Annotated in this window: 12 protein-coding genes; all 12 read right to left on the reverse strand. The window is 61.0% G+C overall.

Features of this window, described 5'->3' with window-relative positions; all coding sequences use genetic code 11:
• Positions 1-38 precede the first annotated feature (38 nt).
• The 12 genes from AB4Y87_RS16030 to dop all read right to left on the reverse strand — a co-directional run bounded on the left by AB4Y87_RS16030 (position 39) and on the right by dop (position 13,135).
• Positions 39-3,008, reverse strand: coding sequence for a DEAD/DEAH box helicase (locus tag AB4Y87_RS16030; protein ID WP_442005314.1), 2,970 nt, complete (start codon positions 3,006-3,008; stop codon positions 39-41).
• Between the two features lie 24 nt (positions 3,009-3,032).
• The gene (tatC, locus tag AB4Y87_RS16035) at positions 3,033-3,827 is read right to left on the reverse strand and encodes a twin-arginine translocase subunit TatC (RefSeq protein ID WP_442005448.1); all 795 of its coding nucleotides are present in this window, start codon (positions 3,825-3,827) and stop codon (positions 3,033-3,035) included.
• Positions 3,828-3,875: 48 nt separating this feature from the next.
• Positions 3,876-4,154 (reverse strand): Sec-independent protein translocase subunit TatA, encoded by a 279-nt coding sequence (gene tatA, locus AB4Y87_RS16040; protein WP_442005315.1) that lies wholly within the window; start codon positions 4,152-4,154, stop codon positions 3,876-3,878.
• A gap of 35 nt (positions 4,155-4,189) precedes the next feature.
• Entirely contained in the window at positions 4,190-4,540 is a 351-nt protein-coding gene (locus AB4Y87_RS16045) for a hypothetical protein (protein ID WP_442005316.1), read from the reverse strand.
• Between the two features lie 9 nt (positions 4,541-4,549).
• The gene (locus AB4Y87_RS16050; RefSeq protein WP_442005317.1) at positions 4,550-6,589 is read right to left on the reverse strand and encodes a helix-turn-helix transcriptional regulator; all 2,040 of its coding nucleotides are present in this window, start codon (positions 6,587-6,589) and stop codon (positions 4,550-4,552) included.
• A 98-nt stretch (positions 6,590-6,687) separates the two neighbouring features.
• On the reverse strand, positions 6,688-7,083 hold the full coding sequence (locus tag AB4Y87_RS16055) for an FKBP-type peptidyl-prolyl cis-trans isomerase (RefSeq protein WP_216925697.1): 396 nt from the start codon (positions 7,081-7,083) through the stop codon (positions 6,688-6,690).
• A gap of 87 nt (positions 7,084-7,170) precedes the next feature.
• The gene (locus AB4Y87_RS16060; RefSeq protein ID WP_442005318.1) at positions 7,171-8,100 is read right to left on the reverse strand and encodes an FKBP-type peptidyl-prolyl cis-trans isomerase; all 930 of its coding nucleotides are present in this window, start codon (positions 8,098-8,100) and stop codon (positions 7,171-7,173) included.
• Positions 8,101-8,229: 129 nt separating this feature from the next.
• On the reverse strand, positions 8,230-9,594 hold the full coding sequence (gene pafA, locus AB4Y87_RS16065) for a Pup--protein ligase (protein WP_442005319.1): 1,365 nt from the start codon (positions 9,592-9,594) through the stop codon (positions 8,230-8,232).
• Position 9,595: 1 nt separating this feature from the next.
• A complete protein-coding gene (prcA, locus tag AB4Y87_RS16070) occupies positions 9,596-10,303 on the reverse strand; it encodes a proteasome subunit alpha (protein WP_431115289.1) in 708 nt (235 codons plus the stop codon).
• A gap of 1 nt (position 10,304) precedes the next feature.
• A complete protein-coding gene (prcB, locus tag AB4Y87_RS16075; protein WP_224090384.1) occupies positions 10,305-11,114 on the reverse strand; it encodes a proteasome subunit beta in 810 nt (269 codons plus the stop codon).
• Between the two features lie 80 nt (positions 11,115-11,194).
• Complete coding sequence (locus AB4Y87_RS16080; protein ID WP_216925702.1) at positions 11,195-11,398, reverse strand: ubiquitin-like protein Pup; 204 nt, start codon at positions 11,396-11,398, stop codon at positions 11,195-11,197.
• Positions 11,399-11,515: 117 nt separating this feature from the next.
• Positions 11,516-13,135, reverse strand: a complete 1,620-nt coding sequence (dop, locus tag AB4Y87_RS16085) for a depupylase/deamidase Dop (protein ID WP_442005449.1) — start codon at positions 13,133-13,135, stop codon at positions 11,516-11,518.
• Between the last annotated feature and the right edge of the window lie 31 nt (positions 13,136-13,166).

Genomic DNA, 13,166 nt, shown 5'->3' on the forward strand with positions numbered 1-13,166 from the left:
GCGTTGAAGAAGGTCTGGGTCTCGAAAACGGTTCCGGGTCAGGCGATGGTGGAGTAAGCCACGACGCCCCGGCGGACCAGATCGATGGATTCACGGCAGATCCGCGTCAAGCGGGGATCCAGTTGTGGAATTTTGGCGAGTTGGTCCAGGAGGTCAACCACTTGCTTTGCCCAACGGACGAAGTCGCCCGCAGCAAGGTCCGTGCCGCTGAGCACGTCCTGAAGATGGCGGCCTTTGGCCCACTTGTACATGGGCCACATGAGGCCCAGCTCCGGTTCGCCGGTCAGTGGAAGCCTGTTCTGTTCCTCGGTGTCCTCAAGTTGCGACCATTCCCGGACGACGATGTCGACAGCCGTTTCCAGTGCAATCGAAGGCATCCTCGGGCGAAGGCCCCGGTCTTCACGCTTTGCCTGGTACACCAAGGTGCTGGCCAAGGAGGCCAGCTCGGCAGCATCGAGATCGTTGATGGCACCCCGCCTGATGGACTGCGAGATGAGCAGGTCCTTCTCACCGTAAATGCGCCGCAACCGCTGCCCATCCGTGCTGATGGTGACCTTGCCGGCGTCGTTGGTTTCGAGGTAGCCATAGGCGGACAGGACATCGCAGACGCGGTCGAAGGTCTTGGCAATCGTGTTGGTCCTGCTTTGGATCTGGCGAATCAGGCCGTCTGTCTCCTTGCGAAGTTTCCACCAACGCTCCCCCCAGCGGGCGTGATCTTCTCGTTCACTGCAGCCATGGCAAGGATGCGCCCTGAGCGCCCTGCGTAGTTCAGTGATCTTCTGTTCCTGGTCCGGGAGCCGGGATCCCAGTCCAAAGTCTTCATGCCTGCTGTTGCGACGCGACTTGGGCGCTTCGTCGCTGATGGCATGGCGCATGGAGGAGGCGAGGTCACGCCGCGATTTGGGGACCTTGGCATTGAAGGATTTCGGGATCCTGATCCGGGTCACAGGAGAGACCGGGGCATCGACGTCGTGAACGCCGATCCGGCGCAGTTGATTGTCCGAGGTGAGGACAGAAGGCCTCGGCTCGCGGGCATTGGCATCGGAATCAAGCACGACGGCGTAGCCCGCCAGTCTGCCGCTGGAGATGCTGATGACGTCTCCTGGAATGAGCCGTGTCAGTGAGTCCGCCACCCTGGACTTTCGCGCACGGTGGTAATTCCGTTCAGCGAACTGTTCAGTATCACTGAGCTCCCGCCGGAGCCTGGCGTATTCGGTGAAGTCGCCCAGATGGCATTCCATGGATTTCGCGTATCCTGCCAGCGACTCCTCTCGGCCACGGACCTGCCTGGCCAGCCCTACCACCGAGCGGTCTGCCTGGAACTGCGCGAAAGACGACTCGAGGATTTCCCGTGCCCGGACCCGTCCAAACTGGGCAATGAGGTTGATGCTCATGTTGTAAGTGGGCCGGAAGCTGGAATTCAGCGGGTAGGTGCGGCGTGACGCCAAGCCAGCCACGGCAGCGGGATCTGTTCCCGGCTGCCACAGTACGACGGCATGGCCCTCGACATCGATACCCCGGCGTCCAGCCCTCCCAGTGAGCTGTGTGTACTCCCCCGCCGTGATGTTGACGTGGGCTTCGCCATTGAACTTCTCAAGCTTTTCCAATACCACGCAACGCGCAGGCATGTTCACCCCGAGTGCCAACGTTTCGGTGGCAAAAACCGCCTTGACCAAGCCATCCGCAAACAGCTTCTCCACTACCTCCTTGAAGGTGGGAAGCATGCCTGCGTGATGAGCCGCGAAGCCCCGTATAAGGCCATCTCGCCAGCCCCAGAACCCCAAAACATCGAGATCGTCTGCAGGGATTTCGTGGCTTGCTTCGTCCACCCGCTGGGCAATGATCTGTTGTTCGCGCTCAGTAGTGAGCCATAGTCCCGATGCCGCGCACTGGGCCACTGCAGCGTCACAACCGGCCCGGGAAAAAATGAACGTAATGGCAGGCAGCAGGCCCTGACGGTTAAGGCTTTCAATAACCTGGGGGCGGCTTGCTTTCCGGACTGGACTGCGCTGTTCAGTGTTCTGCCGTTCATCCCGATAGCGGTCCTGCCGACGGCGACTCCGGCCACCGTGGCCGAATCGGCCGTTGAAGTTCATCCGGCTCTCGGAACGGGCCATTGCCAGCAGATCCGGGTTCACTTCGAACTCGGGGCCTGTCACTGCCTGACGGACAGGAGGTGCCACGGAACTCTTTACGGCGATCTTCCGGGTTTCTGCCGGGAGGGTGGCCTCGTCCACGGCGTCGTCAGTATCGCTAAGATCCGGAACTTCTGTATCCGGTATCTGGGGAGCGATTTCATCAAAAGTGGTATCGCCGGCAAAAAGGTCGACGATCTCCCTGCCCACCATGACGTGCTGCCACAATGGCACGGGCCTGTGTTCGGACACGATGACATCAGTATCGCCCCGAACGGTATCCAGCCAGGCACCAAACTCTTCGGCGTTGGACACAGTGGCGCTCAGCGAAGCAACCTGCACTTCACTGGGCAAGTGAATGATGACTTCCTCCCAGACGGCTCCGCGGAAGCGGTCCGCGAGGTAGTGGACCTCGTCCATCACGACGAAGCCGAGGTCGCCGAGGGTCTCCGAGTCGGCGTACAGCATATTGCGGAGGACTTCGGTGGTCATGACCACAACGGGCGCCTCACCGTTGATGGTTGTATCGCCCGTCAGCAGGCCAACGTTGGCAGAGCCATACTTGGCGGCGAGCTCGGAGAATTTCTGGTTGCTCAGCGCCTTGATGGGTGTCGTGTAGAACGCTTTGAGGCCACGTTCCAAAGCCAGGTAGATGGCAAACTCGCCAACGATCGTCTTTCCCGCACCTGTGGGAGCCGCGACGAGGACGCCGCGGCCTTCCTGCAATGAGCGGCACGCCTCACGCTGGAAATCGTCCAATTCGAAGTCCAGCGTCAAGGCAAAGGCACCAAGATATGTCTTGGCCTCAGCTGCCCGGTGAGCTGCCGCCTGGTAGCGGTCTGATGGTGATGGAGACCCGGAAATGGAGGACATGCACCAAGCCTAATGGCCTGAGGTCTAGAGATTCTCCAGATCCGAGGCCGGGGTGGCAATATCTGCCGTGGCTTCGGTCTCAGCAGCGCGCTTGATGGCGCGGCGTTCCCGCCGGCGGTCGTTGAAGATGCAAACGCCGATGGCCGAGAAGAACAAAACCAGCAGCGGCCCGGCGAGGAGGAACATAGACAGGGCGTCAGCGCCGGGGGCTGCTACGGCCGCCAGAACGAAGACGAGAAAGACGGTGATCCGCCAGGCTTTCAAGATCGTCTTTCCTGAAACCAAGCCCGCCATGTTGATGCCAACCAAGACCACTGGCACGAGGAAGGCGAGCCCGAGGAACAAAATCATTCGAGTGACGAAGTCGATGTAGTCTCTCGCGTCGATAATGTTGGCCACGCCGGATGGCGTGAACTGCGTAAGGGCCCTGACAACCTGGGGTGTCACCAACCAGCCAACCCAGACTCCGGCCAAAAACAAAGGAACAGCTGCTGCCATGAAACCGAGGGTGTACTGGCGTTCCTTCTTCGTGAGTCCAGGCGTGATGAACGCCCACAACTGATAGATCCAGATGGGGCTGGAGATGACCAGACCAATCAGGATGGCTATCTGAAGCTTGAAGTCGAAAGGGGAAGCTATGCTGCTGAAGTTGATGGTTGCGATGGCGCCGGTATGGCCGGCGATCGAATCAACCGGGGACTTCAGAGCATCAATCACCGGGTCATACAAAAACCAGCCGGCAACAGCCGCGACTACTACACCTATCGCTGCTTTGATGAGGCGGTTCTTCAGCTCCTTAAGATGGTCAAGCAGTGCCATCCGGGCTTCAGGATTGGCTTTGCGCCCTTTCGTTGTTACCACTTCTTCTTAGACGCGGTTGGCTGGCGGAACGTCGGTTTCGCCGTTGTTCTTGGCCCTGGCGTCGGGGTGGTCCACAACCCGTCCCTCTACGGCGTCGGTTGTATCGGCAGAGTCTTTGGTGTCGGACTTGCCATCGTTCTTCATCTCCTTGACCTCGGACTTGATGATCCGCATTGACTGTCCAAGGCTCCGTGCCATCGCTGGCAACTTGGGGGCAGCGAACAGGAGAAGCGCAACGATGATGATGATGACGATCGGCCACGGCCCGTCAAATAGTCGTCCCATTGGGGAGGTCCTTTCCTTTTGGATACATCCTACGTCTATCTGAATTCAATGTCGTGCAGGGATTGGGGCTGACCCCGCTCTGCTTTGCGCTGAACGCGCTTCTGGCGACGAACTTCCTGGCGGAAGGCTTTGGCCGTCAGGTAATCATGACGCATCTGCTCCGGCGAGGCAAAAATTGCGGATCCGGGCTCCGGCCGGCGCTCGGGGGCCTCAACATCGGAGGTTTCTGCGGCAGGAGAGACATGGCTGAAACGTTTCCCGGCGTCTCCTAATTCGTGAACAGTGGCCATGAATTTCCTGAACAGCCGAAAACCAAGGGTCACATGAAGGAGCAACGACAGGGCTATGAGCGCGATCCACAACAGGATCCAAAACCACCAAGGCATCTGAGTAGTCTAGCCAGCCACGTTGTCCGACGAGGAAACTTCGCCGTATTGGGCAAGCGCCGCCGTGAGCCACGCTTGGACTTCCTGACGCAACTCCGCAGGGTCCAGCACCCGCACCGTCCCTCCATGTTGGGACACAAACATCGGTAACCACTCCACATTTCCAAAGCGCACCTCGGCGAGCAGCCCGCCGTCGGGCAATTCCGCAGTGCGTTCGGCATAGTAGTCGTCAGCCAGGCCAGCGCCCTGCCGGGTCAACTCAAGCACCACCAGGACGTCGTCATCACTGGGCGTGAAAAGCCTTGCCGGAAAGTCTGCATCAGCAGTCGCCGTCCCGGAGACAGGACGGCCATTGGGTTCCAGGGATTGCACACGGTCAAGCCGGAAATTCCGGAGTCCCGACTTGCTATGGCAGTAGGCCTCGAAGTACCAGGTATTGTCCATGGAGTAGAGCCGCAGAGGGTCCACGTCGCGCTCGGTCACTTCATCCCTTTGAGGGGAGAGGTAGCTCAGGCGCAGTTGTTGGCCGTCCCTGATGGCGTGCGTGATGGAGGCGAAGGCTTCCGATTGCTCGGGCGCCACCGACTGGCCTGCAACGGCACCGGCCAAGCGTCCGGCCTTTCCTGCGGCACCGGTTAATTTGATGGTCACAGACTCCAGGGCACTGCCCGGTTCGTCTTCGGGCAAACCCGCAAGTGCGGGGAGATCGCCGAGCATGGACAATCCAGTCAGCAGCGCCGCGGCTTCGTCCTCGCTGAAGCGAACAGGACGGTTCAGGTCCAAATGCTCCGTGATGTACACATGGTCGTTTTCCCATTGGATGTCCAGGAGGTCGTCCGGGTAGCCTCCGGGCAGCCCGGAACAGATCAGGATTTTTAGGTCGTCGATAAGTGCTTTGCGGCTGATGCGGAAACGGTCGGCTACCTCCTGTACGTGCAGGCCCTGATGGTGGACGAGGAAGGGCACCAGTTGCAGCATGCGGGTGAGTTGGTCTTCGGACGTGCGTTTCCTTGATCGCTGCGCGCGCGCAGCTTCGGGGAATTCCACGGGGATGGCCGGAGACGCATTGAACTCCGCAGCGCTTTTGAGCCGGCGTACGACGGCGGCACGCAGCTCGGCAGGTTCAACCACTTTGATGTGGGGGCCATACGAGGCCAGCTCCTCGGCGAACTGCTCGGGATCCCGGAAGTCCACCACGAGCCTGTCCCGGCCGTCCACCCCCTTCTCAGCCGGTTCCTTCCCGGCGCCGATGGAATCAGAACGTTTGCGCAGGGCCAGAAGTCGTCCGGCATCTACGTCCATGACAGCCTGCTGCACGGGAAGTTCGTTGAGCGAATCCAGCTCCGCCCGGGCGTTGAAACCGGCGGGGGGCTCAAAGGAACTGCTTGGTATGACTGAGACGGCGGTGGTCATGCGTGACAACCTGAAAATCCTCTTGGCTTCCCTCCCCCGGTCAAACCCCACGAGGTACCACTGCCCGAACCGGCTTCCCAGGCCCCAAGGTTCTACCTCGCGCAATTCCTCACGCCCGGTGCTTCCGGCGAGGTACCCGAAGCGGACCGCATGCCGGCCGTGCATGGCTCCAACGACGTCGTCGAATGCTTGTCCCGCTGGCTTGATCCTCGGCTGGACACCGGCAGGCAGGTCGACGTCGGTAAATCCGCCTGCGGCCTGAAGCTTGCGGACAGCGTTGACTGCGGCGTTGCCGAGAGCAGCGCGTTCCCACAACTGGGCGGCAAGGAGGAGGACAGTGGATTCAGCGGGAGTCAGGCTGACATCAGGAAGCCTGTTGGAATCCTTGCCGATGCGATAGCGGGTTGATGCGGGATCGTCGGACCCGAAACTGCGGGGGTCGGTGAGGGTCTCGATCTCAAAGCCGAACTGCTTCAGATCCACTTTGTCGCGCTCGAACATCCGCCCGAAGGCGACGTCGTTTTCAGCGGAGCCGTGATAGACCTTCTCCCGCAGGACAGAGCGCGGAAGGCCCACCCTGGTGTTGAGCAAGGCAAGCAGGAGATTCAGGAGTCGTTCAGTGCGGGATGCGGACACACTTGCTACGTTACTAAAGTCCTGGGCGAAAGCAGCAAGGCGCGTCACCGGCCCGGCAAAGCCGGAAGGTAACGCGCCTTGGCAGGAAGCTTTCTGCCCTAGCGGACAGCTACGAGGTCAACGACGAAGATCAAGGCCTCATTGGGCTTGATTGCTCCACCGGCGCCACGGGATCCATACGCCAGTTCTGAAGGGATCTCCAGGCGGCGACGGCCGCCAACCTTCATACCCAGCAGGCCCTGGTCCCAACCCTGAATGACCTGGCCCACGCCAACACGGAAGTCCAGCGGAGCGCCACGGCCCCAGGAAGCGTCGAACTCTTCGCCCGTAGACCAGGCGACGCCAACGTAGTGGGTGGATACGGTATCGCCGGCTTTGGCCTCGGCGCCGGAACCCTCGATGAGGTCCGTGATGACGAGTTCGGTGGGAACGTCGCCTTCCGGGAAGTCGATTTCGGGCTTGGTGCGGTCGAAGTCACGCTGACCAAATGACATGGTTGCTCCTTGCTTTGGGGGACGTAGGGGTGTGAGGGACGAATGGTGTCAGGAACCAGCTTAGCCAGTTGCGGATCAGGCAGCTGCCTACTTGACGCCCAGGATGTCAACGACGAAGACGAGATCGCCCTTGGCTTCACCCTGACCAGCCGCACCGTAAGCAAGGTCCTGCGGGATGACCAGAAGAACGCGGGAGCCAACCGTCTTGCCTTCCAGGCCTTGGGTCCAGCCCTTGATGACACCGGAAAGCGCGAAGCTTGCTGTCTGCCCACGGTCAAAGCTCGAATCGAACTTCTGGCCGCCCACAAGGTTGACGCCCACGTAGTTCACCGTGAGGGTGTCAGTGGCCTTAACAGCAGCGCCGGAGCCCTTGATCAGGTCCTGTGCGATGAGTTCCTTCGGAGCGGCTGCGCCGTCAACGGAGATCTGCGGGATGCCCTTGTCGTCTTCCTTCACTGTGGGAAGCCCAGCCGGAGGAGTGACGGTCTCACCTTCCGGCTTCGAGAGAACTGGAGCTGCCTCCTTGGCGGAAAGCAGCTTGAAAACCACCAACTGCGTAGAGCCGGCGGCCGCGCCCGCAGCGGCCGAGCCCGGCGCGGCGAACGCGATGTGGGAACCGATCTTGGCGCCAACAATGGCGTTGTAGATCAGCTCGTTGCCCTTCTTCAGCTCGTCATTCAGCTCAATGGGCTGGGGGCCATTCTTGTAGACGTCTTCAACGGTCTTGCCGTCATTGCCATCCACGGCGATGTATGCGAGCTCGGCAACCTGGCCGGCCTTGATACGCTCGCCGTTGCCTTCGCTGACTACCTTGATGGTAGGTTCAGCGACGGTCAGCGGCTTGGTGAAGTCCAGACCCGGGGCCTTATCATCGCCGTTGTCCGTCACTTTCACGGAATCGAGTTTGGAGACATCGCCGGATGACTGGCTGGTGGGCTCGGCGGCTGGCGTGCCCCCTCCCCCACACGCAGTGATGAGCAGCAGGGCAGGAAGAAGAATTGCTAGGAGTCGGCGCACAAAAAAGACACTTTCGTCGGGGCAAAGGACACTCGGAAAGGCGCATGGCAGATCCAAGGCAATGGCCTCTTGGAAAGAGGCCACTGTCCAGAATAGCGCGTGAAGCTGGGAGTCCGCTCAGAAAGGCGGTTAGCCCATGGAGTCCAGCAGCGCATCGACGCGGTCGTCAACGCTACGGAAGGGGTCCTTGCAAAGGATCGTCTGGTGTGCGCGGTCGTTGAGCTTCAGGTGTACCCAATCCACCGTGTAATCGCGTCCAAGCTCCTGCGCCCTTCGGACGAAGTCGCCCCGCAGCTTGGCCCTGGTTGTCTGTGGGGGCGTGTCCACGGCGTCCTTCACTTCGGTTTCCGGGACCAAACGCCGTGCGGCATCCCGCGATTGCAGCAGGAAGAAGAGGCCGCGCTGCCGGGAAATGTCGTGGTAGGTGAGATCCAATTGAGCGATGCGTGGCGAGTCGAGGCTGAGATCGTGCCGGCGCATGTAACCGTCCATCAGCTTCTTCTTGATCGCCCAGTCCACCTCGGTGTCAATGGTGCTGGTATCGCCACTTTCAATCGCATCCAGGGTCCGCTCCCACAGGTCCAGAATAAGCGGCACGTGGGCATTGTGTGCGCCGTTTGCGGCCACGAACTCTGTGACCTTTGCCAGGTACTCCCGCTGGATATCGAGCGCCGAGAGCTGCCTGCCGTTTGCCAGGCGGACCAAGGCGCTGCCCGTGAGGTCGTGCGAAATTTCCCGGATGCTGCGGATCGGGTTTTCCATTCGCATGTCCCGCATGATCACCCCTGCCTCGATCATGCGCAGGATGAGGTCCACCGTGCCCACCTTGAGGAGTGCCGAGGTTTCAGACATGTTGGAATCACCCACGATCACATGGAGCCGGCGATAGAACTCGGCGTCGGCATGCGGCTCGTCACGGGTGTTGATAATGGGGCGTGACCTGGTGGTGGCAGATGACACGCCTTCCCAGATGTGGTCCGCCCGCTGTGAAAAGGCGAAAGTTGCGCCATGGGGTGTCTTCAGGACTTTGCCCGCCCCCGCGATGARCTGACGGGTCACCAGGAACGGAATGAGGATTTCAGCCAACCTGGAGAATTCACCACGGCGGGGTATGAGGTAATTTTCGTGGCTGCCGTAGGAGTTTCCGGCGGAGTCGGTGTTGTTCTTGAAGAGGTATACCGTGCCGTTGAAACCCTCTGCAGCGAGGCGGGCCTGGGCCTCATCGACGAGGTCGTCCAGGATGAGCTCGCCGGCGCGGTCGTGGGCGATGAGCTGCGCGAGGTCGTCACATTCCGCGGTGGCGTATTCCGGGTGCGAACCAACGTCCAGGTAAAGGCGTGAACCGTTGGTCAGGAAGACGTTGGAGGACCTGCCCCAGCTCACCACCTTGCGGAACAAGTAGCGGGCCACTTCTTCGGGGGCCAAAGGACGGGAGTCGGGGCTGGAATAGGAAATTCCAAACTCCGTTTCGATGCCGAATATGCGCTTGTCCATCTCAAGCCTCCTCTGTGAGCAGCTGTGTCATGTCCTCGGGAAGCAGACGCCGGAAAGCCCGGCGGGAACCCCTGTGACTCTCCGAAGCGCGGTCCAGGACGGCGGCTTCGACAGCGGTCGCCGGGAGGGCGTCGGCTTCCTTATCTGTTGCCAAAGCGCGCAAAGCCAACCTCATGGCCCCGGCAAAACCAAGCTCAGGCTCCCAAGCCCCACTGACGACGTCGGAAATCTGATCGGCAAGTCCACCCATCACCACGAAGCCGTTCTCATCGGCAATCGAACCATCAAAGGTGAGCCGGTACAGGTGGTCCTGCTCCTGGGTCGGGGCGACTTCAGCCACCGCCAGTTCCACTTCGAAGGGCTTTTGTTCGGCGGTGAATACGGCGCCGAGGCTCTGCGCATAGACGCTTGCCAATCCCCGGGCGGTCACGTCTTCGCGATCGTACGAGTAGCCGCGGACATCTGCGTACCGTACCCCTGCCTGCCTCAGGCTTTCGAACTCGTTGTACTTGCCCACTGCCGCGAAGGCGATTTTGTCGTAGATCTCGCCGATTTTGTGCAGCGAAGGTGACGGGTTCTCAGCAATCAGTGCGATGCCATCAGCGCAACTGATCACCACTACTGAACGTCCTCGGGCAATCCCTTTCCGTGCGAAGTCCGCACGGTCCTTCATCAGCTGTTCAGGCGAGACATAGAACTGCTGCGTCATGTCAGGCCTCCCGTCCGGCGATGGCACGGGATTCGACGATGGCACCGGCTATCGCCGCCAGGTCCCGTTCAGGTACCCGGCGATTACCCGCACGGTTGACCGTGTAAACCACTGGCCATAGCTGGCGGACGGGATCCGGGCCGCCCGTTGCGGAGTCGTCGTCCGCGGCGTCGTAGAGGGCCTCAACTGCGACGGCAACGGCTTGTTCTTCCGAGAGGTTCGGCTTCCAGAGTTTTTTCAGGGCCCCACGTGCAAAAACAGAACCGGAACCCACTGAGTGGTGTTCCTGTTCTTCGTAGCGCCCACCGGTTACGTCGTAGGAGAAAAGCCGCCCTGTGCCCGATACGTGGTCGAAACCAGCAAACAAGGGAATCACCGCCATGCCCTGCATTGCCATGGGCAAGTTGCCGCGGATCATCGCACCCAAACGGTTCGCCTTGCCCACCAGGCTAAGGAGCGTGCCCTCAATCTTCTCGTAGTGCTCCAGTTCCACCTGGAAGAGCCGCGTAATGTCGATCGCCAGGCCGGCGGTACCGGCAATACCCAGAACCGAATACTGGTCCGCGGGAAAGACCTTCTCAATGTGCCGGCTGGCGATCACGTTTCCCATGGTTGCCCGCCGGTCCCCCGCCATCAGCACACCGCCGGCATACGTCAAGGCGACGATGGTGGTTGCGTGCGGCGAGGACGGTACGGTGCCGGCTGGCAACGTTTGGTTGAAAGGAAGGAGTTCGGGACGCGAGCGTTGAAGGTGCTCCGTGAATGAAGACGTTGCCTGGGTGGCCAGGGGGCCTGTTGATGGGTCCTGCATTGCTGCACTCCTTCGACTCTGCATTCCGATGCCCGGCGGCCTCGCGCCGGCCGGGCAGTACATAGTTTGTCCGGGTCCGCTTACTGGCCGCCCTTTTGGACGAAGGCCCTGACGAACTCTTCAGCGTTGGATTCCAGGACGCCGTCGATTTCGTCAAGGAGATCATCCACACCCTGCGTCGCATCCGAGGCTTGGGCTTCGGGTGCTGCCGGTGGGGCCTCCGGGACGTCCACTTCAGTCTCGGTGTCCCGTGACTGCGGTTGCTGCTGTTCCTGAGCTGCCATTTCATTCTCCCTACTGTCAGCCCCCGTTTGTGGGGACTTCCTACTGCCATATTGCCACGCCGAGGGCTGCTGCGCCCGGCTTTGCCGGGGCACCATTTTCCCTTCGGCCTGAACGACTCATTCCTTGGGTGGCGGCGGTTTTTGGCCCAGCAATTCGGCCAGGAACGAGCCAGCCTCCTGATGCCGGTCAAAGAGGGCTCCAGTGAGCGCCCGGGTTCCCCGAAGCGGTTCCCGGGTGGGGACACGCTGCAGTTTCCCAAGTCCCGGAACATCGAAGATGACAGAGTCCCAGCTGGCGCCAACAACGTCTTTGCCGAAGCTTGAAACGCACCTTCCGCGGAAATACGCGCGCGTGTCCGACGGCGGTTCACTCACCGCCCTGCCGATATCGGCGTCGTCGACGATCCGGATCATCCTGTCCCTGGACAGCATCCTGTAGTAAAGGCCCTTCTCCGGGCGGATATCGGACCATTGGAGATCAACCAGCCCGAGCCTGGCATTGTCCCAACCAAGGCCGTCCCGGTTCCGGTACCCCTCAATGAGGGACTTCTTGGCTACCCACTCCACGGATGATGCCGCAGCGGCGGGGTCGCTGCCCAGCAGTGACAGGGTGGATTCCCAGCGCTCAAGGACGCCATGCGTGTGCCCGTCGCCAGTGACGGAATCGGCAACTCCGGTCTCTTGCGCCAGCTTTGCGGCGGCCTCGTAGTACATCCACTGGATGTCCAGGGCGGTCACTCTTCGTCCGTCGAGCAGTCTTACCGTAGTGGTCAGGGTGGTGTCATGGCTGATGGCCTGCAGCGCTTGAACGGGTTCGTGGACTTCGATCCGGGGCGCTTGGCCAGCCTCAATGAGACTGAGAACCATGGCCGTGGTGCCGAACTTAAGGTAGTTGGAAACTTGGCTGAGGTTCGCATCGCCGATGATGACGTGGAGCCGCCGGTACTTATCCGCCGTCGCATGGGGCTCATCTCGGGTGTTGATGATGGGGCGTCGGATGGTGGTCTCAAGGCCCACCTCAGCCTCGAAGAAGTCTGCCCGTTGGCTGATCTGATAGCCGGGAGTGGAACTGTCCTGTCCGATCCCCACACGTCCGGCTCCACAAATCACCTGCCGGGACACGAAGAAGGGTGTGAGCCCGCGGATGATGTCGGAAAAGGGAACTGAACGGGGCATGAGGTAGTTCTCATGGGAGCCATAGGACACTGACTTGTTGTCAGTATTGTTCTTGTAGAGATTGATCGGCGGAAGGCTGGTGTCTGCCGCCACTTTCCTCACGGTGGCAAGTGCGACGAGATCACCGGCGGCATCCCAGGCCACCGCATCCCGTGGGTTGGTGACTTCAGGGCTTGAGTATTCCGGGTGTGCGTGGTCTACGTAAAGGCGCGCGCCGTTCCCGAGGACCATGTTCATCAGGAGCGATCCGGACTCGTCCTGGCCGTCCAGCTCCAGTTCCTGGCGGCCATACGCCAACGCGACTGCCTCGGCGTCGAGCACTGGCGGCTGGTCAGTTAACTGGCTGGGATCGGCCGACGCCCGGTCAACGGTCCAGCCGCGGGCATCGTGTAAAGGTTCTTCGTCCGTGTAGTCCCAGCGGGTTTCCGCTCCCCCGGCGGCACGTTGGCGCGTGACCGTGGCATAGGCCTGGATGATCCGGGCGGACATCATCGTGGCGTTCGCCCCAGGCGCCGACGGCGCATGGATTCCGTACTCGGTTTCGGAACCCATGACGCGCATAGCGCCGCCCGCAGGCAACCTTTCCCCGGGC

The organism is Paenarthrobacter sp. RAF54_2, assembly GCF_052113945.1.
Taxonomy (GTDB): domain Bacteria; phylum Actinomycetota; class Actinomycetes; order Actinomycetales; family Micrococcaceae; genus Arthrobacter.

Bases quoted from the DNA above. Each gene is read 5' to 3' on its own strand.
- AB4Y87_RS16030 (WP_442005314.1), bottom strand. From the start codon at position 3,008: ATGTCCTCCATTTCCGGGTCTCCATCACCATCAGACCGCTACCAGGCG.
- tatC (WP_442005448.1), bottom strand. From the start codon at position 3,827: ATGGCACTGCTTGACCATCTTAAGGAGCTGAAGAACCGCCTCATCAAA.
- tatA (WP_442005315.1), bottom strand. From the start codon at position 4,154: ATGGGACGACTATTTGACGGGCCGTGGCCGATCGTCATCATCATCATC.
- AB4Y87_RS16045 (WP_442005316.1), bottom strand. From the start codon at position 4,540: ATGCCTTGGTGGTTTTGGATCCTGTTGTGGATCGCGCTCATAGCCCTG.
- AB4Y87_RS16055 (WP_216925697.1), bottom strand. From the start codon at position 7,083: ATGTCATTTGGTCAGCGTGACTTCGACCGCACCAAGCCCGAAATCGAC.
- prcA (WP_431115289.1), bottom strand. From the start codon at position 10,303: ATGACGCAGCAGTTCTATGTCTCGCCTGAACAGCTGATGAAGGACCGT.
- prcB (WP_224090384.1), bottom strand. From the start codon at position 11,114: ATGCAGGACCCATCAACAGGCCCCCTGGCCACCCAGGCAACGTCTTCA.
- AB4Y87_RS16080 (WP_216925702.1), bottom strand. From the start codon at position 11,398: ATGGCAGCTCAGGAACAGCAGCAACCGCAGTCACGGGACACCGAGACT.
- dop (WP_442005449.1), bottom strand. From the start codon at position 13,135: ATGCGCGTCATGGGTTCCGAAACCGAGTACGGAATCCATGCGCCGTCG.